23 protein-coding genes are annotated in these 23,500 nt (G+C 61.4%); 6 read left to right on the top strand and 17 right to left on the bottom strand.

The features are described 5' to 3' along the window. Window positions 1-446: 446 nt before the first annotated feature. Window positions 447-692 carry a hypothetical protein gene (locus tag FXV83_RS25470; protein ID WP_148742356.1) on the bottom strand — a complete coding sequence of 82 codons (246 nt, stop codon included), beginning with the start codon at window positions 690-692 and terminating at the stop codon, window positions 447-449. 387 nt (window positions 693-1,079) lie between these two features. Then, on the bottom strand, window positions 1,080-1,955 hold the full coding sequence (locus FXV83_RS25465; RefSeq protein ID WP_187436147.1) for an NAD(P)-dependent oxidoreductase: 876 nt from the start codon (window positions 1,953-1,955) through the stop codon (window positions 1,080-1,082). A gap of 451 nt (window positions 1,956-2,406) precedes the next feature. Between FXV83_RS25465 and FXV83_RS25460 the strand changes: the two genes are divergently transcribed. Then, a complete protein-coding gene (locus tag FXV83_RS25460) occupies window positions 2,407-3,087 on the top strand; it encodes a response regulator transcription factor (protein WP_148742364.1) in 681 nt (226 codons plus the stop codon). Window positions 3,088-3,147: 60 nt separating this feature from the next. Continuing rightward, on the top strand, window positions 3,148-4,533 hold the full coding sequence (locus FXV83_RS25455; RefSeq protein ID WP_148742352.1) for a sensor histidine kinase: 1,386 nt from the start codon (window positions 3,148-3,150) through the stop codon (window positions 4,531-4,533). Window positions 4,534-4,629: 96 nt separating this feature from the next. On the opposite strand, the gene FXV83_RS25450 is transcribed toward FXV83_RS25455, so the two are convergent. The 6 genes from FXV83_RS25450 to FXV83_RS25425 all read right to left on the bottom strand — a co-directional run bounded on the left by FXV83_RS25450 (window position 4,630) and on the right by FXV83_RS25425 (window position 8,778). Continuing rightward, complete coding sequence (locus FXV83_RS25450) at window positions 4,630-5,454, bottom strand: ABC transporter permease (RefSeq protein WP_148742350.1); 825 nt, start codon at window positions 5,452-5,454, stop codon at window positions 4,630-4,632. Next, the gene (locus FXV83_RS25445; protein ID WP_235940165.1) at window positions 5,444-6,049 is read right to left on the bottom strand and encodes an ABC transporter ATP-binding protein; all 606 of its coding nucleotides are present in this window, start codon (window positions 6,047-6,049) and stop codon (window positions 5,444-5,446) included. The genes FXV83_RS25450 and FXV83_RS25445 overlap by 11 nt, the downstream gene beginning before the upstream one ends. A gap of 275 nt (window positions 6,050-6,324) precedes the next feature. After that, window positions 6,325-6,540 carry a hypothetical protein gene (locus tag FXV83_RS25440; protein WP_148742348.1) on the bottom strand — a complete coding sequence of 72 codons (216 nt, stop codon included), beginning with the start codon at window positions 6,538-6,540 and terminating at the stop codon, window positions 6,325-6,327. Between the two features lie 33 nt (window positions 6,541-6,573). Continuing rightward, window positions 6,574-6,735: a DUF2158 domain-containing protein gene (locus tag FXV83_RS43000; protein WP_187436148.1), complete on the bottom strand. Its 162-nt coding sequence runs from the start codon at window positions 6,733-6,735 to the stop codon at window positions 6,574-6,576. A 247-nt stretch (window positions 6,736-6,982) separates the two neighbouring features. Beyond that, on the bottom strand, window positions 6,983-8,290 hold the full coding sequence (locus FXV83_RS25430) for a PQQ-dependent sugar dehydrogenase (RefSeq protein ID WP_430648947.1): 1,308 nt from the start codon (window positions 8,288-8,290) through the stop codon (window positions 6,983-6,985). Window positions 8,291-8,328: 38 nt separating this feature from the next. Beyond that, window positions 8,329-8,778 (bottom strand): DUF2231 domain-containing protein, encoded by a 450-nt coding sequence (locus tag FXV83_RS25425; protein WP_148742342.1) that lies wholly within the window; start codon window positions 8,776-8,778, stop codon window positions 8,329-8,331. Window positions 8,779-9,030: 252 nt separating this feature from the next. Here FXV83_RS25425 and fdhD point away from each other — a divergent pair, with 252 nt between their 5' ends. From fdhD to cydB, 3 genes are all read left to right on the top strand, one after another. Beyond that, window positions 9,031-9,858 (top strand): formate dehydrogenase accessory sulfurtransferase FdhD, encoded by an 828-nt coding sequence (fdhD, locus tag FXV83_RS25420; protein ID WP_148742340.1) that lies wholly within the window; start codon window positions 9,031-9,033, stop codon window positions 9,856-9,858. A 156-nt stretch (window positions 9,859-10,014) separates the two neighbouring features. Then, on the top strand, window positions 10,015-11,424 hold the full coding sequence (locus tag FXV83_RS25415) for a cytochrome ubiquinol oxidase subunit I (RefSeq protein ID WP_148742338.1): 1,410 nt from the start codon (window positions 10,015-10,017) through the stop codon (window positions 11,422-11,424). Between the two features lie 2 nt (window positions 11,425-11,426). Continuing rightward, window positions 11,427-12,416 carry a cytochrome d ubiquinol oxidase subunit II gene (cydB, locus tag FXV83_RS25410; RefSeq protein WP_148742336.1) on the top strand — a complete coding sequence of 330 codons (990 nt, stop codon included), beginning with the start codon at window positions 11,427-11,429 and terminating at the stop codon, window positions 12,414-12,416. 307 nt (window positions 12,417-12,723) lie between these two features. Here cydB and FXV83_RS25405 read toward each other — a convergent pair whose 3' ends face one another. The 8 genes from FXV83_RS25405 to FXV83_RS25370 form a co-directional block, all read right to left on the bottom strand. Then, entirely contained in the window at window positions 12,724-13,998 is a 1,275-nt protein-coding gene (locus FXV83_RS25405; protein ID WP_187436146.1) for a cytochrome-c peroxidase, read from the bottom strand. Between the two features lie 212 nt (window positions 13,999-14,210). Beyond that, window positions 14,211-14,663, bottom strand: a complete 453-nt coding sequence (locus tag FXV83_RS25400) for a hypothetical protein (RefSeq protein WP_148742332.1) — start codon at window positions 14,661-14,663, stop codon at window positions 14,211-14,213. 53 nt (window positions 14,664-14,716) lie between these two features. After that, window positions 14,717-15,679, bottom strand: a complete 963-nt coding sequence (locus FXV83_RS25395) for a GlxA family transcriptional regulator (protein WP_148742330.1) — start codon at window positions 15,677-15,679, stop codon at window positions 14,717-14,719. A 56-nt stretch (window positions 15,680-15,735) separates the two neighbouring features. Beyond that, window positions 15,736-16,785: a ferrochelatase gene (gene hemH, locus FXV83_RS25390; RefSeq protein WP_148742360.1), complete on the bottom strand. Its 1,050-nt coding sequence runs from the start codon at window positions 16,783-16,785 to the stop codon at window positions 15,736-15,738. A gap of 86 nt (window positions 16,786-16,871) precedes the next feature. After that, window positions 16,872-18,131 (bottom strand): 5-aminolevulinate synthase, encoded by a 1,260-nt coding sequence (gene hemA / locus FXV83_RS25385; RefSeq protein ID WP_148742328.1) that lies wholly within the window; start codon window positions 18,129-18,131, stop codon window positions 16,872-16,874. Between the two features lie 114 nt (window positions 18,132-18,245). Continuing rightward, window positions 18,246-19,709: a catalase gene (locus tag FXV83_RS25380; protein WP_148742326.1), complete on the bottom strand. Its 1,464-nt coding sequence runs from the start codon at window positions 19,707-19,709 to the stop codon at window positions 18,246-18,248. Window positions 19,710-19,853: 144 nt separating this feature from the next. Beyond that, window positions 19,854-20,894: an agmatinase gene (locus tag FXV83_RS25375; RefSeq protein WP_235940164.1), complete on the bottom strand. Its 1,041-nt coding sequence runs from the start codon at window positions 20,892-20,894 to the stop codon at window positions 19,854-19,856. A gap of 48 nt (window positions 20,895-20,942) precedes the next feature. Further along, window positions 20,943-21,584: a glutathione S-transferase family protein gene (locus tag FXV83_RS25370; protein ID WP_148742324.1), complete on the bottom strand. Its 642-nt coding sequence runs from the start codon at window positions 21,582-21,584 to the stop codon at window positions 20,943-20,945. Between the two features lie 226 nt (window positions 21,585-21,810). Here FXV83_RS25370 and FXV83_RS25365 point away from each other — a divergent pair, with 226 nt between their 5' ends. Continuing rightward, entirely contained in the window at window positions 21,811-22,716 is a 906-nt protein-coding gene (locus FXV83_RS25365) for a LysR substrate-binding domain-containing protein (protein ID WP_148742323.1), read from the top strand. A gap of 132 nt (window positions 22,717-22,848) precedes the next feature. Here FXV83_RS25365 and FXV83_RS25360 read toward each other — a convergent pair. Continuing rightward, window positions 22,849-23,500, bottom strand: a 652-nt coding sequence (locus tag FXV83_RS25360) for a cupin domain-containing protein (RefSeq protein ID WP_148742321.1), incomplete at its 5' end; no start/stop codon positions are given.

The following is a 23,500-nucleotide window of genomic DNA, read 5'->3' as shown; positions in this document are numbered from 1 at the left end:
TCCGCCACCGCCGAAACCGCCACCGTGACCGCCACCACCTCCGCCTCCGCCGCCTCCTCGCGCTTCCGCCGCGCCGACAGCCAATGCGGAGGCAAGCGCGGCCGTAGCCAGGATCATCATCACTCGTTTCATCAGAACATTCCTTGTATTTGATTTCACCGGCCGGCGCGGCATCCGTAGGAGCCGCTGGGCCGAGTTTTCGCGATGCTTGAAAGAGTAGGCACGTTCAACAGCGGCGCCATTCAAATCGGCCTCACAAAAGCTGGAGTACCGTCCACTCGCGGCCAGTTGAGAAAGTTGGAGACCAATGCCGGGGAGAACGATCAACGAGAAACGGGCTGGACGAGAATCCAGCCCACTCTTTTGCCGGAGCGCTGATCGACAAGGAGTCACAAGCGCCAAGGCGCAAGAAGAACTGTCGAACAAGCCGAACCGCAATACGCAGATCAGAGCGCGCCCGTGCCCGGTTCGCAGGGAACGTTGTTGCCGGTCCACGGCGCCGTTGCAAATGCGCCGACGCGCGGCGCCGGAACGCAAGCACGGTCACCCGAGTAGAACGGCGCTTCCGGCGCGGCGGCATTGGCTTCCATGGCGGCCCGCCGGGAGGCGATGCCGCTTTCGCGAGCCATAGCCGGCGTTGCGAGCATTGCCACCGCGATCAGTCCACTCGAGAGCAGTTTGAGATTCGTCATTGGAGCTTCTCCGTTGAAAAACAGCGGGCCAGTTTATAGGGTGGCCCGTCTGAGCAGATGCGGTGGATCACGGATCAGCCAAACGCACGAAATGCTCACGCGGCTTCAATGGAGCGTGACTCAGGAGCGTGAGAAGCGGGACGGCAATCGGGTGTCCGTAAGCGCCCTTGCGACACTTTTTCTAACGCGGTGCGCGCGCAATCGCGCGTGCGAACGTTAGTTTCAAGGCTCAGCAGGTTCGTGTTTTGCAGACGCCAGGTGACTGCGCAAACCGTTTCACGGTTGCAGTTCGCAAAGGGAGCAGAAAGGTCTCCGTGCGGCGCTCCGTTGAGGCCCGGCGTTAAGCATCGCGTTACGCGGTGCGATCACGTTGCACGACCGACAGGTCTAAAGTCCCGCTTCCTCCGACGCCACCATTCCGAGCGCCGTCCAGTCGAGCCCACCGTGGCCACGCGCGATTCCCGTGATCAGCCGGTCGCGAACGACACCCACCGATGGCATTGGAGCGCCGGCCAGCTCCGCCTCGGCCAGCGCCAGGCGTACGTCCTTGAGCGCCAGCGGCATCGTCAGTCCCGGCTTGTAGCTGCCGGCAATGAGCCGGCTGCCGTAGTTCTTGTGGACGCGACTGTCGAACATCGTGCCCGTCATGATATCCACGAATTGCTGAGGGTCCTGTCCGCGCTTGCGCAGAACAGTCACGATTTCGCCGAGGACCTCGAGAGCTGTCGCCGTCATCATGTTGCCGAGCAACTTGAGCAGATTGGCCTGTGCGGGATCCGTCCCGATGACGAAAGTCTTCCCCAGCGAATCCGTCAACGACCGGCAATGTTCATAGGACTCCGGCTTGCCTGCCACGATGACGGCCAGCTGGCGCGCTCTGGCTGCGTCTGGATTGCCGAACACGGGGGCTGCAACGTAGCCTTGACCGTGACGCTCGTGCTCGAGCAGGAGCGCGGCCGAGGCCCCGGTGCTGATGGTGCTCATTGACAGATGGATCGCGCCGGGCCGTAACGACTCCGCGATCCCGAGTGGTCCAAAGAAGATATCTCGCACGGCAGCGTCATCGGGCAACATGGTGATGATGATGTCGCTGTCGAACAAGTCCGGCCGATGAGTTGTGGCCGAAACGCCGAGCGCCCGGAGGTCGTTGATGCGTTCCGGCCGGCGTACATAGGCGCATACGTTGCGACCGTCGGCCGCGAGATTTGCTGCCATGGCCGTACCCATCAGGCCGAGCCCGACAAATCCGATTTTGGAGGACATCCGCGGAACAACCTGTGGATTTCCATTCGTGTTCCGTTTGTCAAGGTCGTCCAGCATGGCGGCTCACTCTCTTGATCGCGTACCCGGGAACGTAAGCAGCCGGCCGAAGGATGTCGTCTAAAATCGATTTCAGTGTTGCGAGAACGGGGCGGCGAAGCCGCGCGGCGGGGCGACCATGCGCTGGGTGGTCCCCAATCCGCTAAGCCCGTTAAATTGCTATTTAATGGCGCCGCTTCGGCGGAGAGTTTATGTCGTTCCTCGAGGGCTCTGCCGCGCTTCGCCAAGGCGGCGTGCTAGTCCGAAGCGGGCGGCGCTAAGCCAAGTCGTTGGGTAGCGCGGTCCGGCCCCTTCCCAGTCGGCTATTTGGACGGTGCCTATGACTTTGCGAACGAGCGAGCATATGATTTCCCGCCGGCCGGCTGGGCACTTTGGCACACTTGAGATCGAGCTGATGATGAAGGTTCTACTGATTGAGGACGACGCCGGGACGGCCGAGGAGATCGTGGCCGAGTTGAGCGAGCTAGGGTTTGAGGTCGAGTGGGCGTCAAACGGAATTGAAGGCCTCGACAAAGCCCGGGCGCTGCATCCCGATGTCCTGATCGTCGATCGCATGCTGCCGGGCATGGACGGGCTTACAATCATCGAGGCGTTGCGCAAGGAGCAGGTTAGCACTCCGGTCCTGGTGCTAAGCGCGCTCGGCGCGGTCGACGATCGGGTGCGAGGCTTGCGAAGCGGCGGAGACGATTACCTGACGAAGCCCTTCGCAGTCGTGGAGCTCATCGCCAGAATAGAAGCCCTGCTTCGTCGTCCCACGGATAGCCGCGGGACGACGTTGCGGGTCGGTCCTCTTGAACTCGATCTGATCGAGCGTACCGCGTGGCGCGGCGAGCGAAAGATTGATTTGTTGCCACGCGAATTCCGCCTCCTCGAATACATGATGCGGCGAAGTGATCAGTTGCTGACCCGTGCAATGTTGCTCGAAGAGGTCTGGAATTACAAGTTCGTCCCAGCCACGACCAATCTCGTCGACGTGCATATGGGCCGGCTGCGGCACAAGGTCGACGGCGCTGGGGAACCCCAGTTGATTCACAATGTCCGCGGCTCCGGATTTATTCTGCGACCGCAGCAATAGGCGCTGCCAGCGCCGTTGCCTGGCGATCGAATGAGGTACGAACACCAACCGGCGGGATCGATGCGCCAGCTCCAATTGATACGCTCGAACACCTTCCGCTGGGCCTCGGCGGTGGCTGCTGTCTTCGCCCTGTTCACGATCGTGCTGTTCGGCTTCATCTACTGGAAGATCGACGGCTACCTGATTGCGCGATCCGATCGCATGATCGCTCAGCAGCTCAATTTCATGGCAGCGCTGCCGCGGGACCGCCGCGCCGATGCAATCTCGGACCACCTTGGCCAGGATTCCCGAGGGGTTCAGTATGCGGGATTGTTCGATCCTGCCGGCAATCGGCTCGCCGGCAACCTCAAAGAGCTGCCGCGGGACTTCAAGGTCGGTGGAGCGGCACAGGCCGTGAGGGTAGTGCCGATTGGCCAACCGCCAGGTGGCGATCCACTGATTCGGGCGATAGGCCGGCGTCTGGAAAACGGCGATGTCCTCGTGCTGGGGCGGAACGTCGACGAGACCCGCGAGATATCGAGCGTCGTTGGGCAAGCCCTCGCGCTCGGGCTCTTGCCGGCGCTCTGCCTCTGCCTGTTGGCCGGAGCCTGGCTGAGCGTGCGCGCGCAACGGCGGGTGGAGGAGGTCAATCAGCGGGTTCAGCGCATCATCGCCGGCGACCTCCGCGAGCGCCTCCCACATCGTAACGTCAACGATCCGTTCTCCAGACTGGCTGTGATTGTGAACAGCATGCTCGATGAAATGGAAGCAATGATCAACGCGCTCGCTGGCGTCGGCAACGATATCGCGCACGATCTACGAACCCCTTTGACCCGCGCCCGATTGTCCCTGGAGCGCGGGCGTACACATGCAACCACCCTGGAGCAGCTTCAGAGCGTTACGGACAAGGCGATCGGAGGCATTGATCAGTCCCTCGCGATCATCACCGCTCTCCTGCGACTGACGGAAATTGAGAACAGCCGGCGTTCGGCCGGGTTCGGCAATGTTGCGCTTCATGAAATCTTACGAGAGGTATGTGACGTCTACGAACCGATCGCCGAGGACAAGAGCATCGCGCTTGGCGTGGATATCGACCGCAAGCTGCACGTTTGGGGCGACCGGGATCTTCTCTTCGAAGCCGTGGTGAATCTCGTCGACAACGCGATCAAGTTCACGCCGGCGGGCGGGAAGGTCGGCCTGGAGCTTTTGCGGGGTGACAAGGAAACCATCGTGCGCGTGACCGACACGGGGCCGGGTATCGGCGAACAGGAGCGTGAAGCCGTGCTGCGGCGGTTCTACCGCTCCGACAAGATGCGCAACACGCCGGGTGTCGGGCTCGGACTTAGCCTGGTGGCGGCCATCATCAAGCTGCACGGCTTCCGGCTGGTCATCCATCCCGGCTCCGGAGGGCGGATCGAGATCATCTGTCTTGACAAGGCAAATGGATCGAGCCGCAGAGATAATTGATGCACCGGGCAGGTGCGGCGCTACCGTCCAGCTTTGTCGAAATCAGGTCTGATTGGGACGCGCCGGTCGGTCGGCCAATCACGATCGTGCCGTGGTTCAGCGCCTGGTGACAGGAGTTGCAGGCGTCTCCGCCGGTCGCATTGTGAGTTGAGCCGCGGCCGAGAAGGCGCGCGAGCGCATGAGAACCGTTGCAACCAGACCTGTAATGCCGGAGGCGGCTAGAATCATTGCCACGACGATAAACTGGTAGATGCCCGCGTAGACCGGACTGGCGCCCGAAACCACCATGCCGGCCATGACTCCCGGGATCCACACCAGCCCCAGGGACTTCATCATGTCGAGCCGGGGCAGAAGACTTGCATACACGGCACTTTGAAGATGGGGCGCGACAGTGACGGCGGGCTCCGCGCCCAGCGACAGGCCTGCTTCGATCTGGCCGACATGCGCAAGGATTTCGGCTCGGAAACGCTCGATTGCCTGCGCACACGCATTCATCGCGTTGGCAATGATCATGCTGCCCACCGGGACGAGCATTGAAATCTCCGGTCGAAGACTGCGGGTCGCGAGCATCACTGCAATGACGGTGCCCGCGCCCGCGGCAATGGACCAGAAACAGAGCGGAAGTGCACCAGCCATTCCCTTGAGACGTTGGGCTGCCGTGATCGCCGCAGCGATCGCCATCATGAAGAGGATGAGGCAGCCGATCAGCAGGCGGCCGTGCAACAGCAGGGCCAGTACCAGGCCGACCAGAACCATCTGCACGAGGCCGCGCGCCATCGAGACGACCGCCTCGCGCTCCACATGCACCGATTGCCAACGACACAGCGCGACGACGGCCGCGCACAGCGCGATCGCCCCGCCGGCCTGCGCGAGGCCAGTCAACACGTCGCTGCCGATACTGTTCTGGAGTTCAGCCAGCATTTAGAACCTGCTCCGTGGGGCCGATCGTGGCCAGCCGGCCCGCTTGCATGACCATCGTCCGCCCCGCGAGCCGCTGCGCCTGGGCGCGATTGTGCGTGACGATGAGGCACGTCATCCGCCGTTCCGTGACGATGCCGAGAATGAGCTTCTCGATGCCGCTCACTGACGCCTCGTCGAGGGCGGAGGTCGGCTCATCCAGCAACAGCACCTCGGGCTCGTTCGCAAGGGTCCGCGCCAGCGCGACGCGTTGCGCTTCGCCGCCGGAGAGATTGCTGACGTCGCGATCGGCAAGTCCGGGCAAGCCGACGCGCTCCAGGAGAGCCTCGATTTGTGCAGGCGCGAGCATCTTGCCGCGTTGCTGCGGCCCAAATGCAATGTTGGCGGCGATGGTGCCTGGGAAAAGATACGCCGTCTGCATCACCATGCCAACTCGGCGCCGCAATTCCCGCGGGGTGATGGAACGGTAATCTTGCGACTTGAGCAGGACGGTGCCGGACGTAGGCTCGTCCAGACGATTGAGCAGCCGGAGGAACGATGACTTCCCGGCCCCGGTCGGTCCAACGATGGCGAGTACCTCGCCGGCCAATACCTGCACACTGACGTCCTGAACGAGAACGCGCCCAGCCACCTCCCGTGACAGATGTCTTGTTTCGAGGTCGGTGATTGCGGCAGCCGACTCGGACTCCGTTGTGGCCTGCGGAGAGGCGTCCGCTACTGGTCTAATGTCGTTCGCGACACCGTTCGGCCTTGTTGTCACGGAAAGTCCTCTCGACAGGCGCCACCGCGAAAAGCCCGTGGAGATCCAACAACCACGAGACGGGGGATAGTCGGGTCAGAATAATATCATGATAGATGGCGAAGACGCGACGTCTAGGCAGCACGCTTGGGAGTATACGGTCCAATCACGCACTTGTAGCCCTGTAACTTCCACTGGCTGTAAGGGCCATGCGAGAGCCAGTCGGCGATTCCGGTCTGGGCATTGGTCTCGCAGGCGCTCATGGTGATGCCGGATTGCTCGCTATTGGTGACGACCTTTTCCAGGCACACCGCTCCGTTGCAGAGAACTGCCACCAGCGTAATCAACATTCTTGCCTCCAGGATGATTGCAAAACAGCTCGATCAGAATTTGTGCAGCACGTCGGCCGGGAAGGTGGCATCGTCGGGTTGGCCGCTATCGTCTGTCCAAATGCACTTGACCTGGTCGTCCTTGACCGCCGAGACGGTCATCATGGGTCCTCCAGATCGCAACCTGACGAGTTCGCCCCGCTCGAATCGGACCATCGCGTCGCCTTTCGAGGATAAAGATGCTGTGGAGGCGAGTGCGGGACACGATGCGCCGATCGCAAGAAGCAGCGTCGCAACAGTGATGCGTCGTTTGGTTCGCGAAGACATGCCAAGCTCCATCCGTCCTGATTTCGAGGTAGGCGCTCGCCGCGCCGATTCGACTAAATTCGACGACAAGAGTTATCCCACGAGGGGCGAGGCGGGCCTGTCCCCAGGCCGCCTCGACCACACGTGAGTTCGGTCGCTACGAGGCCGGCTTGGGCGCAGCCGTGACGTCAGCCGATGAGACGCGCCACACCGTGTTGCCGACGTCGTCGGCAATGAGCAGTGCGCCACTACGATCCATGGCGAGGCCGACAGGCCGGCCATGGGTGTGGTTGTTCGCATCGAGGAAGCCAGTGACGACGTCCTGCGCTGGGCCGGAAGGTTTGCCGTCTCTGAAGGGGACGAAGACCACCTTGTAGCCGTTGAGGGGTGTTCGATCCCAGCTGCCGTGCTCTCCGACGAAGGCACCGCTCTGATAGTTCGCAGGAAGATTGTGGCCGGAGGACATGGCAAATCCCAGGGGAGCCACGTGGGAGCTCAGCGCGTAGTCCGGCACGATCGCTTTGGCGACCAGATCGGGACGTTGCGGCTGAACGCGGGGATCGAGATGTTGACCGTAATAGCTGTACGGCCAGCCGTAGAACCCGCCATCCTGCACTGAGGTGAGATAGTCCGGCACTAGGTCGGGTCCGATCTCGTCGCGCTCGTTGGCAATCGCCCACAGCTTGCCGGTCGTCGGCTCCCACTGTAGCCCCGTCGGGTTGCGCGTGCCGCTGGCGAAAATGCGGTGAGCGCCGGTGGCGTGATCGACTTCCCAGATGGCGGCGCGTTCGTACTCGGCTTGGATGCCGTTTTCCGCAATATTGCTGTTCGACCCGACGCCGACATAAAGCTTGGATCCGTCCGGGCTCGCCAGAAGGCTCTTCGTCCAATGGTGATCGATCGGTCCACCCGGCAGATCGGTCAGCTTGCTACCTTTGGCGGTGATGCTGGTCTGCCCGACCTGATACGGATAGCGCATGATCGCATCCGTATTTGCGACGTAGAGATCGTGACCGACCAGCGCGACGCCGAACGGAGAATTGAGGTGATCCAGAAACACCGACCGTACGTCGGGAATGCCATCGCCATTGGTGTCGCGGAGCAAGGTGATCCGGTTGGCGTCCTTCGCCTTGGCGCCGGCGAGCGTCTCTACCACGCCGGTGACCAGATCCTTGGGACGGAAAATCGGCGCCTTTGGACCGTTGCTCTCGACGACCAGCACGTCGCCGTTCGGGAGGACGTAAACCGACCGCGGATGCTGCAGCCCTGTGGCAAGCGCATGGACCTGCAGCCCCTGCGGGACCTTGGGTGTCTCGGATCCCCACCCCACCGGTGTCGCAATCCGGATCGGTGGCAGCAGATATTGATGCAGCGGGGGCAGCACGGGATTTGCGCCGATCTGCAGCTTCGGGTCACCTCCGCTATCGTTGCAGCCGGCCAGACCCAATCCGGCGACAGCGGCCATGATGGCGGCAACCCGCGGCAAGCTCGTCTTGATTTCGGTCATGCCTTTGCTCCGATGCGATAGCGATGGGTCAACGTCCAGCCTGGGGAGATCGCGAAAAGCAGAACAACGAGGACGACACCTGAGAGGGTTAGCCCCGTGGGAACGACCGCGGTATAGCCGTCCCGGCTATGGACAAGGACATTGAGAATGGACAGCACGACCGCGGCCGCATAGGCAAGGGCGTGGATCCATGCCGGTCTTTGGTTACGAAAGAGATCGACCATCGCGGCCAGCGCGACAAGCGCAGCCATGACAAGTCCCCCCGCGATCAGCCAGACGGAAAACCGGTACCACATCACTTCGGCGGTCCTCCAATAGGCCAGGTCGGTCGCGAATGCCGCCGCAAAGTAAGCGACTGGGAATGGCACCAGGATCTGGTGAATAGGTCGTCTGAGTGCACCTGCCCGTGGTCGATCGGCGAGGCCAGTACTTTCCGGCTTATTCATGCTCGTACGCTCCGTGCATTTAGTTCGCTGTCCTCAAGCCCAAGAATGTTCACGGGCCCTCTCGGCCTGTTTGGGCTTGCCTCCGATATCGTCGTCGACGACCGAATGATCTTTCGAATTCGCACGCGGCAAAGGCGAATCGATTTGCCCAGGGGCGCCGTCGTGCGATCAAGAAAATGCGACCGCGGTACAGAAAACGTCTGTCGGGAGACGAGGCTATCTGAACGGGTACGGTACCTGGAAGGAGCAGCAATGATCAGCGATGGCCAGCTTCGGCAGCGTGCGAAGCTTCTCTGGCGCGGTGGAAACCCCACGCCTTCATCGAGATGTGTGGCCGAGGAGACGGCGATTGCGCTCACCTTTGGCGGGTCTACCAACGCGGTGATGATGGCGACGCCGGCCGATCTGGAGGATTTCGGAGTTGGGTTTGCCCTGACGGAAGGGATCATCAAGCAGGCGGACGAGATTGCCAGCATCGAAATCGTGGAGAGCAGCCTCGGGATCGAGATTCAAATGTGGCTGGGCCGAGACCGGGCGGACGAACTCTCGGCGCGTCGCCGGGCCATGATCGGTCCGGTCGGGTGCGGATTATGCGGGATCGAAAGCCTGGAGCAGGCTTGTCCCACGCCACGGCATGTATCAAGCACAGCGACCTTTCGCGCGCGCGACCTGTTGAACGCCATGACCGCGCTGGCGCCCTTGCAAGAGCTCAATCAGAAGACACGGGGCGTGCACGCCGCCGCCTTCTGGCAACCGCACACCGGCATAGGTCTGGTGCGGGAGGATGTTGGCCGTCACAACGCACTCGACAAGCTCGCCGGTGCGCTCTTGCGGGAGAACGTGGCGCGGGCAGGCGGTGCGATCCTTCTGACAAGCCGCGTTTCGGTCGAGATGGTGCAGAAAACCGCGCGGATCGGCGCTGCTGTCCTTGTTGCGGTCTCGGCACCGACCTCTCTCGCAGTTGAGACAGCTGATCAGGCGGGCATCACGCTGATCGCGGTCGCCCGTTCAGACGGATATGAGATCTTTACCCATCCCGATCGCCTGATCTTTTCCGACTTCCCGACTGTCGCGGCCTGACAGGCTGCTGGCGCCCACAGGATCACGCCGCTGTCTGGACCGGCTCCGCGTGCAAATGCGCAAAATCCGTTCGCTGCGGAAAAGGCCGCGGTGAAGCAGCTCCTACCTGCATCAAGGCTGGATCAACGCGGTCCGTGAGGGGAAAAGGATGTTCACATGGATGCAACGGCGCTTCTGCTGTCGCGGATACAGTTCGGCTTCACCATTTCATTTCACATCATCTTCCCGGCCTTCACGATCGGTCTTGCGGCCTGGCTGACCGTTCTCGAAGCAATGCACATGCGAACGGGCCGTCCCGTCTATCAGGCGCTGTTCGAATTCTGGCTCAAGATCTTCGGCGTCGCCTTCGGTATGGGCGTCGTCTCGGGAGTGGTGATGGGATTCCAGTTCGGAACGAACTGGAGCGTCCTGTCGAAGATGTCCGGCCCGATCCAGGGTCCGCTTCTCTCCTACGAAACCTTCACGGCGTTCATGCTGGAAGCCAGCTTCTTCGGAGTCCTGGTGTTCGGACGCAAGCGACTGCCGCCAAGGTTCTATCTGTTCTCCACCGCGATGGTGTCGCTCGGGACCACGTTGTCCGCCTTCTGGATCATGACCAACAACAGCTGGATGCAGGTGCCGGTCGGTTATGTCCTGCAGAACGGTTACTTCGTGCCAGACGATTGGACGAAGATCATCTTCAACTCGGTCGTTTGGTCGCGCTTTCCGCACATGCTGCTGGCGGCCTATCTCACGGGTGCATTCTGCGTCGCTGCGACCGGTGCATGGTATGTGTTGCGTGGCGACCACTACGCCGAGTCCAGGGTGATGCTGAGGATGGGACTGTTCCTCGCAGCGCTTCTAATCCCCGTCCAGCTCGTGTTCGGTCACCTGGTCGGCGACTACGTTCACGACTACCAGCCGGCAAAGTTCGCGGCCATCGAGGGACGCTGGCATGACGAGCAGCCTGCGAGCGAAGTGCTGATCGGGCTTCCCGATCCGGCGACTGAAAGCAACAAATACGAGATCAAGGTGCCGATTCTCGGAAGCATCATCGCCAGCTCGAGCCTGACCTCGAAGGAGGTGGGGCTGACCGACTTCGTGCTGCAGGATCGCCCGCCGGTGCTGATACCGTTCGTGACGTTCCGCATCATGGTCGGCTGCGGGCTGATCATGCTCGTGTTCGCTTGGTTCGGGTCCTATCTGAGCATCAAGCGGCGCCTGCGCCGAAACCGCGCCATGCTTTGGGCAATCTTCCTCAGTTTCCCGCTTCCGTTTATCGCCATTCTCACCGGCTGGTATGTTGCCGAGGTGGGACGACAGCCCTGGGTGGTCTACGGATTGCTGCGGACGGCCGACGCCGTGACGCCGTTCCTGACCGCGCCGGCGGCGATGACCTCGCTCGTGCTATTCGGAGCGGTTTATCTCTTCATCTTCTCTTTCGGCACATTCTACATCTATCGGCTTTTGCGCGCCGGTCCGACGCGCCTGGTCGTCGAGCCGCCGCACGGCGCCTCTCCAAACCGCCCGATGTCGCTCGCCGACCCGGAGCTGATTCAGTCAACTTACCCGAGCGCAGGAGAATAGAGATGGTCTTGTTCTGGGTTGCTCTTCTGGCCATTAGCATATTGATCTATCTGTTGCTCGATGGATTCGATCTCGGGGTCGGCATGTTGTTTGGTCTCGCTGGCAGCGAGGCGGCTCGCGACACGATGCTCGACACTGTCGCGCCGGTCTGGGATGGCAATGAGACCTGGCTTGTCGTTGCCGGCGTGATCCTATGGGGCGCGTTTCCACTCGTCTATGCCACGCTGCTGTCGGCCTTCTATCTGCCGGTCATCATCATGCTGCTTGGGTTGATCCTGCGCGGCGTCGCCTTCGAGTTTCGCCACAGAGCGGCGCGGCAGTTTCGCTGGATCTGGGATGTGAGCTTCGTGGGCGGGTCGTTCGCTGCGAGCTTCATGCAAGGCGTAACGGTTGGAGCCCTGGTGGAGGGCCTGAAGTTCACCGACGGTGTCTATGTCGGCGGTGTTTTGGGCTGGCTGAGCCCGTTCTCGCTGTCGTGCGGCGTCGGGCTGTGCCTGGGCTATGCTCTTCTGGGCGCGAGCTGGCTGGTGCAAAAGTGCCGGTCGGACGTCCGTGACACGGCTCGTCGACAGATTCCCGGGCTGGCGCTCGCCGTCCTGGCGTTTCTGATCATCGTCTTTGCGCACGCCCTGATCGAAAACCTTCCGATCATGCATCGCTGGCTCGATCGGCCCTACCTGTTTGTATTTCCAGCTGTCGGAGCTGCGGCCGCGGCCGTGCTGGTCAGCAGCATCCTCCATCACAACGATCGCTGGCCGTTCGCCGCTGTCGCCGTCATCTTTGTCGCGGCGTTCGGAACGCTGGCACTGTCCTTCTGGCCTTACATGATCCCGTTTGCCATCACGATTGACGACGCGGCGGCGCCTCACGCCAGTCTCGCCTTCATGTTCTGGGGCGAGGGCCTCTTCGTCTTCCCCTTGATGGTGCTGTATGTCGCGATCGGGTATCGGGTGTTCAGAGGCAAGGTGGGGGGCACGGCGGGACATTATTGATCACGGCGAAATCTTTGTCTCGCGATCCGCTCTCGCAATTGTGCGCGGTCGATCAGCATGTGCTGCCTACCTACATTTAGGACCATGTGACCTCTGGCACATGGAGTGCGAATTATGAAATCGGCTTCGTTGAAGCGGATGAACCGAAAACGATCAAAGATGCCGATAGACCTGCTTATCACCCGGATTGTAATGTTGGGAGCGTTCACTACTTTGGCCGTGTTGTCCGGTGAACGTCGGCTCTCGCGCTCATGCTCGAGGTCGAACAAATCGGCGGCGTGACACCGACTTTCCCTCAGTTTCCGGGCTAGTTCTTCTGTGTATACCCATCCGTCAGCGTCTGCATGAACGCGACCAACGCGTCCTCGTCCTGCTCTGTCAGACCGAGGTTGCCGGTCTTGCTCTTATTCATGTTCTCTGTGCTTTCGGGCGCCGGCCAACAGCCGGTCCCTTCGCGGGGGTCGTGAGGTGCGCAGCGCGGCAACACGTCGCGCCTGTTGTAGAAATGGACGATCTGCTTCAGGCTTTTGAAGTAGCCATTGTGGCCAAAGGCCTTCACGAAATCAGGCGACGGTCGCTTGTCAACATTGCGCAGTGTGGGGACTCGGAAGCGCCCTCGATTGTCCGACGACAGTGCCTTCCAGCGCGCATCAACGGCAGATGGTTGGCTGAGCGGATGACCACCGGAGAGAAAAGCTCCGACGCCGCCATCCACGAATGATGAACCGTTCTTGTTGGCGACGTAGCCGCGCGCGTCAGGCAGGCCCTCAGAATAGTAGGGAAGCTGCGGATTGGCGGGCGTACCGATGTTGCTCGCCGTGAAGTCCGTGAAGAGCGGCTCTTCGCCGGGACCGCCGTCACGGTGACATTCGTTGCACCGGCCCTTGCCGCGGAAGACTTCGTAACCTTGTTGCTCCTGTGCGGTGAACTGCGCCTTTCCGGCGAGCACAGCGTCGTATTTCGAGGTAAACGCCGTGACTTCATGCGAGGCTTCGTAGCCAGCGATCGACTGCGCCATCTGGTCGAACGTCGTGGCCGCGCGGCCGCGATCGACAGGGCTCAGATGCATCGGCGCTGGATCGCCGGGAGCCGGCGGGCCGGGGGTATTGCAGACGTCTTCAGCATTTACCGGCCAGTCGATCGCAAAGGCCTGTGCACCCCAGACGGCTTCGAACAGGCGGCGATAAGGCCGTTGCGAAGCGCGGTACACGGAGCACGCAATGTCGGGCAGGCCCATCTCTGTCGGATTGATGGGTGGACCTTCGGCCTGCTCAGCCGCGGGATTGCCGAGGCGACGACCGGTCGCACGCATGTCCCAGAAGTTACCTCCAACGAGATCGCCCTGCGCCTCGTTGTAGTGCAGCACCGGAGCGAGGGGCGCATAAGTGTGCGTCTGGGGCTTCCGTTCGCTAAACCGCGTCCGAACCGATCCGGGATATGAGCCGGTGGACCCGTTTAGTTCCGAAATCGGTCCCGTAAATCCCGTTTCGGGCATGTGGCAGAACGCGCATGCTTCGTTGCGATTGACCGAGAGCTCCTTGTCGAAAAGCATCAGTTTTCCGAGCAATTCGATCTGCTGCACCTGGTTATCCGGAACGGAGGAGAGTCGCTTCAAAGTGTCCGCTTCGATGCGGTCTATTTCGGCTTCGACCCGGGCGATCTCGGCGAGGGCCGCCGGCGATAACGGTGCGACGCTCTCGTGCGCGGGCGGAGTTGCTGCCGCCAGGAAGACCGCGGCACCTATTCCAGCCGAAACCGCCAATCCCGTGTGCAACAATCTCATGGCAGAACCCCTTAGCCTTGATCAAATTCCCTTGGCAGTTTCGCGTACGACTGTATCGGTTTGCGTGCGTCAGCACTCGTTCGCTTGCGTGCGAAATCAGGCTGAAGAATGGAATTTCCAGGCTCGAAGGCCGCCTTGAAGTTTGAGCTGGTCAGCACGTATCTGCCGTGCGACTTCGCGAAGGTTTGCTGGAGGCAACCGGAAGACCTGCAGAGCCGCTGCGGCCGATCACATCGAAGCAAGGAATAGTCCAGCCGGACAACGTGCGAATTGTTGTCGTAAGTTGCGAAATAGTGCCTGGCCTCGGCATCGGGCCCGCAACGGGATACGACGGCCCGCCTTATCTCCTGCGGCAGCTGTTCGATGCGTTCGGCGCTGAAAGGGGGATCAACCGGCGCAACAGGGGTCCCGTTTGCTGGTGAAATCGATGCCAATATAGCGAAGAAGAGGTGCGGAATTTTCATCTTTTCTTCCGGGTGACAGAAAGTTGGTCGGTTGCATTGCCGGTGAAGCGGCCTTATCGGCGGAAACGTTCGCGATATTCACTTGGGCCCGTGCCAATCCGCCTCAGAAAGGCTCTGCGCATCACGTCGGGATTTGCAAAGCCGCAGCTCGATGCGACGCGCTGCAACGGCTTGTCAGTATCCTCGAGCAGACGCCGCGCCGAATCGACGCGCGCCATCTCGACGAAGTCGGCCGGCGTCATTCCAGCCTCCTCTTGGAAGACGCGGGTGAAATTGCGCACGCTCATCGCGGCCCGCGCGGCAAGCGTCTTCACCGTCAAGTCAAGGGGCAAATGATCGAGGATCCAATGCTGGATCGTCTGAATGCGCCCTTCGGTCGCGACCTGCGCGGCGAGATGAGCACTGAACTGCGACTGGCCGCCTGGTCGCTTCAGGAAGACGACCAGGCGGCGGGCGACGGAGAGCGCGACCTCGCGCCCGTGATCGTCCTCAATCAGCTTCAATGCGAGGTCGATTCCGGCAGTGACGCCGGCCGATGTCCACAGGGGTCCATCTTCGACGAAGATCTGATCGGAAACCACTTTTGCTGCCGGAAATCTCTCCGCCAATTCACCGGCGTGCTGCCAATGCGTCGTCACGCTGAAGCCGTCCAGCAATCCAGCGGCGCCGAGAAAGAAGGCGCCGGTGCAGACTGAGCCGTGGCGGCGGCTACGCGGCGCGTGCCGTCGTAGCCAGGCATGGAGAGGCGAGTCCGTGTAAGCGCGGGCGTAGTCGGGAGTGCCGGCGACCAGCAGCGTATCGATCGGTTGCTCGTCTTCAAAGATTGAGCCGTGGGTCAAAATCGACATCGCTCCAGCCGTCACGGCTCGATCCGGACCGACCGACAACAGGCGCACATTGTAGTTGCATCTGTCGGGAGCCAGCCGATTGGCTTCCAGAAAGGCATCCAGAGGACCGGAAATGTCCAAGGACTGCGCGTTCGGCGGCACAATAATCGCGATCGGCGTGCCAATCATCTCGTTCTCCCCATCGCAAGGCATGGGCGTCCCACAGGTCGCTCTACCCAACTGCGTCAGACCCAGCCGCTCAATTCACGCTGCACGAGCGCCTCGATCACGCGCATGCCACGGTCGCTATCGTTTAGACAATCAATGCGAGCGAATACGTCGCCGCCTTCGTCAAAGAAATATTTCGCGTTTTCCTGTCCGATTTCCTCGATCGTCTCCAGACAATCGGCCGAGAAACCGGGAGTTACGACTGCGATCCGCCGGGCGCCGTTCGCCGCAAGCGCCTTTATGGTCTCGTCGGTATACGGTTTCAACCATTCTGCCCGACCGAAGCGTGACTGGAACGTGACGATCAGGCGTTCTTGCGACAGCCCCAAGCGTGTCCGAATGAGATCCGCAGTCCTATGACAATGGACATAGTACGGGTCGCCCGCGAGGTACGTACTGAGCGGCATGCCGTGGAAGGATGCGACGATGACGTCCGGTTCGAAACCGGAGCTGAGGAGACGTCCGGCTAGTGAGCCCGCAATCGCATCGATATAGGTATCCTGATCGTAGTAGGGCGTGGCAACCCGCAGTGCCGGCTGATATCGCATGGATGCGAGCACCTTGAAGAGCTTGTCGCATGCCGTCGCGCTCGTGGCGGCCGAATACTGCGGATAGAGCGGGACGAAGAGGATGCGCTCGCATCCCCTGGCCACGAGCCGCTCGGTTGCGGTCTTCAGGGACGGGTTTCCGTAACGCATTCCCCAGTCGACGATGACGTTGGACTTCGAGTTGCCAAGAAGACCGTCACGGATAGACTGTTGCAGTTTCTCTGCCTGCGACCTCGTGATGGTTTTGAGCGGGCTCTCGTTCCTGTCGCGATTCCAGATCGTTGCGTAATCCTCTCCCTTTCGTTGTGGTCGCGTGGTGAGGATCAACGTATTGAGGACGAAAAGCCAGAATAATCGTGGAGCTTCGATCACCCTTCGGTCGGACAAGAACTCAGCGAGATATCGTCTGACGGACCAATAGTCAGTTCCGTCCGGCGTGCCGAGATTGCTCAAGAGCACGCCGATTTTCTGAGAATTCGTCTGCTTTCCGATGTCAGACAGCGGAGTCATCTTGTCCATCTTCTCACAGGCCGATCCTTTACCTTCGAGGCGCTGCTGCTCTGGGGCAAGATCAACATAAGGCCCTGCGGTGTTTGGGAGCATTGTCAGCCCGTGGCGACTGCCAGACTCGGCGAGCCCAAACGCCGAGAGCGTCTTGCAATGGGCAGACCGAGCTCCTGCCAGACCCAAACCATGGCATCGGCGAGTTGCTCGACCAGCCGACCATCGTGTGCTGGGGTCGGGGTAATTCGTAGCCGTTCGGTCCCACGGGGCACCGTCGGGTAGTTGATTGGCTGAATGTAGATGCCGCGTCGGTGGAGCAGGAGGTCGCTCGCCCATCGACATAGCACGGGATCTCCGACCATAACTGGGACGATGTGTGTCTCAGTCGGCATCACCGGCAAGCCTGCCTTGCGCAAGGCAGATTTGGTCGCAGCGACGGACAGCCTCTGCCGGGCGCGCTCGCAGTGCGATGCTTTGAGGTGAGCTATCGAGGCTTTTGCCGCCGCGGCAATCGCCGGCGGAAGTGCTGTTGTGAAGATGAATCCCGGCGCATGGGATCGCACCGCGTCGACGACCGCGCAGCGTCCCGCAATGTAGCCTCCGAGCGTGCCGAAAGCCTTGGCAAGTGTTCCTTCGATGATGTCAACCCGATCCATGACGCCGTCCCGTTCGGCAATGCCGGCACCGCGCGGCCCGTACATGCCGACCGCGTGCACCTCATCGAGATACGTCAGCGCGCCGTAGCGATCCGCGAGGTCGCAGATCTCCTTGATCGGCGCGACGTCTCCGTCCATGGAGTAGACGCTCTCAAACACGATCAATTTCGGGCGGTTTGCCGCAGCACCCGAGAGTAGTTGCTCGAGGTGGTCGAGATCGTTGTGACGCCAGATCTGCTTGGCGCAGCCGGCCGAGCGTACCCCTTCGATCATGGAATTGTGATTGAGCGCATCCGACAGGATGAGGCAGTCCGGGAGGAGCTTGGCAATCGTGGCGATGCCGGTCTGGTTCGAGACATGGCCCGACGTGAAGACCAGGGCGGCCTGTTTGCCGTGCAAGTCCGCGATCTCGGCCTCCAGCTCGACGACAGGGCGATTTGTTCCCGAGATGTTGCGCGTACCGCCTGCACCCGCTCCCATGCTGCGGGCGGTGGTGCACATGGCTTCGATGACTTTCGGATGCTGACCCATGCCGAGGTAGTCGTTCGAGCACCAGACGACGACATCTCGCATGCCGTCCGGGCCATTCCAAACGGCATGGGGAAACTGCCCCGCTTTCCTCTCCAGGTCGACGAACACACGATACCGCTGCTCGCGCTTGAGAGCGCTGATGGCGTGTTCGAAACTGCCGATATAGTCGAACATGATCGAAATCCTCATGAGAGCAGCCCAACCAACGGACCGGTGTCGCTTCCTTGCGCCCGCGCCGATTGGCGCGGGCGTCCCGTTCAGCGGTCTCACCGCTTCCTCTGACGGTGGCTAGAGCGTGGCCTCGGCGAACCTAGCCAGCGCGTCGGCAACTCCCTTGCCGTAGGCCGGGTCCGCCTTGGCGCAGTTGGCCACGTGCCGCTCCTGGATGTGCCTTGCGGCCTGGCCCACCTGGCGTGCGGAATTCTCGAACAGCGTCTGCTTCTGCGCGGAGGTCATCTTCCGGAACAGGTTGCCGGGCTGTTGCCAGTGGTCGTCATCTACGCGGTGATCCCAATGCGCGGCGGCTCCCGTGATCTCCAGCGGCGGCTCGTTCAACTGGGGCCGGTCCGTCCATTCGCTGCGGCTGTTCGGCCAGTAGGTCGGCGTGCGGCCAAGATTGCCGTCGGTCCGCATGGCACCATCGCGGTGATAGCTATGGTACGGGCACTTTGGTGCGTTGACCGGAATGTGATGGTGGTTGACACCGAGCCGGTAGCGCTGCGCGTCACCATACGAGAACAAGCGCGCCTGGAGCATCTTGTCAGGCGAATAGCCGATACCTGGCACGATATTGGCGGGCGAGAACGCTGCCTGCTCGACTTCGGCAAAGACGTTCTCCGGGTTCCGATTGAGTTCGAAATAGCCGACCTCGATCAGCGGATAGTCGGCCTTCGGCCAGACTTTGGTGAGATCGAACGGATTGAAGGCAAAGTTCGTCGCCTCCTCGTCCGTCATCACCTGGATGCACAGGGTCCAGCGCGGAAATTCGCCTCGCTCGATGCTGCCGAAAAGGTCGCGCTGATGGCTTTCGCGATCCTTGCCGACCAGTGCCTCGGCCTCTGCGTCGGTCAGATTCTGAATGCCCTGCTGGGTACGAAAATGAAACTTCACCCAGACGCGCTCATTGTTCGCGTTGAGCAGGCTGTAGGTGTGACTACCGAAGCCGTGCATGTGACGGTAGCTCCTGGGGATGCCGCGCTCACTCATGACGACGGTGACCTGGTGTAGCGCCTCGGGAAGAAGCGTCCAGAAATCCCAGTTGTTGTCGGCGCTGCGCATGCCCGTATAGGGATCGCGCTTGATGGCATGATTCAGATCAGGAAAGCGCAACGGATCGCGAAAGAAGAAGACCGGCGTGTTATTGCCCACCATGTCCCAGTTGCCTTCTTCGGTGTAGAATTTGAGCGAGAACCCGCGGATGTCACGTTCGGCGTCCGCCGCGCCGCGCTCGCCGGCGACCGTCGAGAACCGCGCGAACATCGGCGTCTGCTTGCCGACCTCGGAAAAGATCTTGGCCTTGGTATAGCGGGTGATGTCGTGGGTGACCGTGAACGTGCCGTGAGCGCCCGAACCCTTGGCGTGCATTCGCCGTTCAGGAATGACTTCCCGGTCGAAATGCGCGAGCTTTTCGATCAGCCAGACGTCTTGCAGCAACGCCGGTCCGCGCGGCCCGGCCGTTTGGATATTGACGTTATCCGTGACGGGCGCGCCGGATGCGTGCGTCAGATACGGTCTTTGAGCCTTGTCGTTCATTGGAGTTCTCCTGCATTGGTGTTGTGAGGAAACCTTGTCACCCTCGGATCAATAGGAGAATGACAAGAATGCTATCGGATTGTGAGGCTTTGCCTCACAATCCGAGGTTCGTGAGTCGATGGCGTTCGCTCCAGGCGGCCGCCCTCAAGTAACCAAGCTGACCCGACCCGGATTGCCTGTTTGCACGACGACGCGTTCAGCTCGTTCGCCGCGCCGCTTGGCGCGTTCGTGGAAGATCGAGCCGATGAAATCGAGACTGACCCGGGCCGCGAGCAGTGACGTGATTCCCGACGGGTCGTAGGGCGGCGAGACCTCGACGAAGTCGGCGCCGACCACCTCGAAGCGCCATGCGATCTCCTGGAGAAGATCCTTGGCTTCGTAATAGGTGAAACCGCCATGGCTGATCGTTGCCGTTCCCGGCGCGATGGACGGATCGAAGCTGTCGATGTCGATCGAGACGTAGATCCGCTCGCCATCCGGAATGTGGGAGAGAGCTGCAGCCGCGCCGATCGAGCGGAACTTGCGCAATGAAACGACATGCGTGCCGTACGCCTTCGCCGCCTCGTAGTCGTTCTTGCTCACGGAGGCCATGTTGTGCGGGCCGAGCGTCGTGATGCCCTTCACATGCGCCATCTCAGAGGCACGCCGCATCGGGCTGCCGTGACCCCAGCTGATGCCGTTGCGCTGATCGATGAAGTCGAAATGCGCGTCGAGATGGATGATGTGGATGGGCTTCTCGTCCGAATACGCCGCGACAGTTGCCATGGTGATGGCGTGATCGCCGCCAAGAATATACGGCATCGTTTTGGCATCGAGCAGTGCTCGAACCGCCAGCTCGGCGTTCGCCAGGCTGCGCTTGGTGTCGGCGTAGATGACGTCGCTGTCGCCGGCGTCGACGATCTTGACTTCCTCGGCAGTGAGGTAGGTCGCCTCGTCCTCGAAATCGAACACACCTTCCGGGCCAAAGCCGTGGAACATGGATGCTTCGCGAATCGCGCGTGGTCCGAAGCGTGTTCCGACGCGATAGCTCGAGGCGGTATCGATCGGAATGCCGAGCACAGCGACATCGGCGCCATCGAGCCGGTCCCAGTCGGTGCAGGCCGGCTGGCCGGCAAAGGTGGCGAGGCCCACGAAAGGCAGGTTCATCCGCTCCGGCATGTTGCGGCTCTTGGACTGCGTCGTCATTGCTAGGATCCTTCTAAAAGCTGTCTAGGGTATGGCGTGTTGTTGCGTTCAGCAGATTTCGCCGGTGACACCTTCATGCTCATAGGCGCGGCGCACGGCGGGCAGCGCCGTCACCATGTCGAGCAGCCGCGCGATGTGCTGCCGCGAACGGGGCGGATTGGACATCGGGCGCGCCCAGCGGGCGAGCATGACGAGGTAGAAATCGGCCGCGCTCAACTTGTCCCCGAGGAAGAGCGGTCCATTCGCTTCCAGATGCTGCTCGATGACGTCCAGATAGGCGCCGGCCCGCCGTTCCGCGCCATATCTGACGATCTCAGTCGCGGCAGCCTCCGTACCCGTCAGGCGATCAGGGTACTGCCAGATCATCAGCTCTTCCTGCAGCGAGTTCGTCAGGAAGATCAGCCACCGATAGAACTTGGCGCGCTCCGGGCTGCCGATCCTGGGTGCAAGGTTGGCTTCAGGATGCTGGTCGACCAGGTGGAGAACAATCGCCGCTGCCTCGGACAGCACGAGTCCGCCGTCGACCAAGGTGGGAATGCGACCGTTCGGGTTGATCGCCAGGTACTCTTCCGATTTTTGGGCATTCTTGACGCGGTCTACAAGGACAAGCTCGTACGCCTGGCCGAGCTCCTCGAGCACCATATGGGGCGCTGCGTTGGCATTGCTGGGGTAGTAGTGAAGTTGGTACATCGTTCTCTCCGCACTTGTGTGCCCACGTACGGGAAACTAGAAATCGGGGCGGTTGGCCGCAACGAGAGATGCCCGTCGAACTTGGCCAAAGGTCCGTCGATCCAGGCCATCGCGTCTGGCACAGGGCGAGCGGCGTTTCAGCCGGCGACTTGCGCGGGTTGATAGATGCCGGCCCTGTCGCTATCTGGTTCGATAGTCGTGACCTATACCCCCGGAGCTGCGTGCGATGAATCTGAGCGGCCTTTCGTTGCGCGATCTCGAATATGTCGTGGCCATTGCGGACCACGGCAGTTTCGTCCGCGCCGCCGAGCATTGTCACGTTGCGCAACCGTCGTTGTCCGCTCAGGTCCGCAAACTCGAAGCCTTGCTCGGCATGGTGATCTTCGAGCGCACCACGCGGCGTGTCATCGTGACGGTTGAAGGCAAGTCCTTTGTCGAACAGGCCCGTCGCGTTCTGGCGGAAGCGCGGCTTCTCTTCACGATCGTCCAGCGGTCGGACAAGCCGTTCGGTGGCGTGCTGCGGCTCGCTGCCATTTCGACGCTCGGGCCCTATCTGTTCCCAAGGATTTTGCCGGCACTTCGCAAGAAATACTCTGACCTCGCTCTCGTTCTGAGCGAAGGCCTCACCGGCGCGCTCGTGCCGAAGCTGATTGATGGCGATGTCGACGCCGTACTTCTCTCGTTGCCGCAAGCCGACGCCGCGCTGACGAGTAGAGGGATATTTTCCGAGCCGTTCCTGTTGGCGTGCCCGAAGGGGCATCCCGCGTCCCGCAAGGGCGGTCCGACCTGGGACGCGCTTGATGTCGAGGAGCGGCTGCTCCTGGAGGAGGGGCATTGCCTGCGCGAGCAGGCGCTCGCCGGGTGCTCGGCCCCTGGCCGGACCAATCGTCTCGCCACCAGCCTGGAGACGCTGAAATACATGGTCGCCGCGGGCGAGGGCTGCACGCTCGTGCCCGCCCTGGCGGTATCCGAGCGGGATGCCGTTGCTTATTCGCGGCTGTCGGGCACGACGTTTTCGCGAAAAATAGGACTTGCCTGGCGCAGGGGTGATCCACGCGCGGCGGAGTTTTCGACTCTCTCGGAAAAGTTGAGGCAGATCGCCAAATCGTTCGACGACGTGAAGACGATCTGACGACATTACGTCATCGGCATCCTCCGCCATACGCTCGGTGCTCACATGCTCGGAACGAAATGCGGGCCAATGAGCAAACCATCGATCGGTTCTGCTGATCTATAGGTTCCAACAGTTGCGGACCGCCCTTGCTTATCGCTTCGCCATGACGCCCGGCGCATTGTCGGGCCAACCCGCGATCGTGCGTTCATCGACATTGAGATGCTGCGCCACGAGTTTCGGCGGCGTGTGCGTGAGCCAGTTGGAGAGCGAGACTTCTTCGTAGCGGGAGGCGCGGAACACGCCGATGAATTGCAGGTCGGTGTCGCCGACGTTCTCGACATAATGGCCGAGGTTGCGCCTGACATAGCCGATGTCGCCGGCATTGAAGTCCATCGTCAGAGCGTTCGGCCCGGTGTCAAACACCGTCATGCGCGCCTTGCCCTTGATGTAATACTGCCACTCGTCCGCATTGGGGTGCCAGTGCATCTCCCTGATGCCGCCGGGACGAACCGTGACCAGCGCGGACGACACTGCAGTCGAAACTTTGAAATTGCTGCTGTCGGCGATCTGGATGCTTCCCGTATCGGAAGATTTGAACGGACGGGAGGATCCGAGCGGAAAGATGAAGGGATGGGTGGGGACGGGGGCGTCCTTCTGAATCGCGGCGCGATCGCCGGCGAGGTCACCGGGCACGGTGCCCTGGAATATCCAAAGATTGTGCAGCGGGATCCTGGAAAATGTTTCTGCCGGGACGCCGAAGTTCTTGGCCAGGATCTCGGGCGGTGTATGCGCGAACCAGTCC

The organism is Bradyrhizobium hipponense (genome assembly GCF_008123965.1).
GTDB lineage: Bacteria > Pseudomonadota > Alphaproteobacteria > Rhizobiales > Xanthobacteraceae > Bradyrhizobium > Bradyrhizobium hipponense.
Note: the sequence above shows the minus strand (reverse complement) of the source record. Positions and strands in the feature narration are given on the sequence as shown.

Bases quoted from the DNA above. Each gene is read 5' to 3' on its own strand.
- FXV83_RS25370 (WP_148742324.1), bottom strand. From the start codon at position 21,584: ATGTACCAACTTCACTACTACCCCAGCAATGCCAACGCAGCGCCCCAT.
- FXV83_RS25430 (WP_430648947.1), bottom strand. From the start codon at position 8,290: ATGGCCGCTGTCGCCGGATTGGGTCTGGCCGGCTGCAACGATAGCGGA.
- FXV83_RS25395 (WP_148742330.1), bottom strand. From the start codon at position 15,679: ATGATTGGCACGCCGATCGCGATTATTGTGCCGCCGAACGCGCAGTCC.
- FXV83_RS25400 (WP_148742332.1), bottom strand. From the start codon at position 14,663: ATGAAAATTCCGCACCTCTTCTTCGCTATATTGGCATCGATTTCACCA.
- FXV83_RS25425 (WP_148742342.1), bottom strand. From the start codon at position 8,778: ATGAATAAGCCGGAAAGTACTGGCCTCGCCGATCGACCACGGGCAGGT.
- hemA (WP_148742328.1), bottom strand. From the start codon at position 18,131: ATGTTCGACTATATCGGCAGTTTCGAACACGCCATCAGCGCTCTCAAG.
- FXV83_RS25470 (WP_148742356.1), bottom strand. From the start codon at position 692: ATGACGAATCTCAAACTGCTCTCGAGTGGACTGATCGCGGTGGCAATG.
- FXV83_RS25375 (WP_235940164.1), bottom strand. From the start codon at position 20,894: ATGACGACGCAGTCCAAGAGCCGCAACATGCCGGAGCGGATGAACCTG.
- FXV83_RS25365 (WP_148742323.1), top strand. From the start codon at position 21,811: ATGAATCTGAGCGGCCTTTCGTTGCGCGATCTCGAATATGTCGTGGCC.
- FXV83_RS25450 (WP_148742350.1), bottom strand. From the start codon at position 5,454: ATGCTGGCTGAACTCCAGAACAGTATCGGCAGCGACGTGTTGACTGGC.
- FXV83_RS25455 (WP_148742352.1), top strand. From the start codon at position 3,148: ATGCGCCAGCTCCAATTGATACGCTCGAACACCTTCCGCTGGGCCTCG.
- FXV83_RS25465 (WP_187436147.1), bottom strand. From the start codon at position 1,955: ATGTCCTCCAAAATCGGATTTGTCGGGCTCGGCCTGATGGGTACGGCC.
- FXV83_RS25460 (WP_148742364.1), top strand. From the start codon at position 2,407: ATGATGAAGGTTCTACTGATTGAGGACGACGCCGGGACGGCCGAGGAG.
- fdhD (WP_148742340.1), top strand. From the start codon at position 9,031: ATGATCAGCGATGGCCAGCTTCGGCAGCGTGCGAAGCTTCTCTGGCGC.
- FXV83_RS25380 (WP_148742326.1), bottom strand. From the start codon at position 19,709: ATGAACGACAAGGCTCAAAGACCGTATCTGACGCACGCATCCGGCGCG.
- cydB (WP_148742336.1), top strand. From the start codon at position 11,427: ATGGTCTTGTTCTGGGTTGCTCTTCTGGCCATTAGCATATTGATCTAT.
- FXV83_RS25415 (WP_148742338.1), top strand. From the start codon at position 10,015: ATGGATGCAACGGCGCTTCTGCTGTCGCGGATACAGTTCGGCTTCACC.
- FXV83_RS43000 (WP_187436148.1), bottom strand. From the start codon at position 6,735: ATGGTCCGATTCGAGCGGGGCGAACTCGTCAGGTTGCGATCTGGAGGA.
- hemH (WP_148742360.1), bottom strand. From the start codon at position 16,785: ATGGACAAGATGACTCCGCTGTCTGACATCGGAAAGCAGACGAATTCT.
- FXV83_RS25440 (WP_148742348.1), bottom strand. From the start codon at position 6,540: ATGTTGATTACGCTGGTGGCAGTTCTCTGCAACGGAGCGGTGTGCCTG.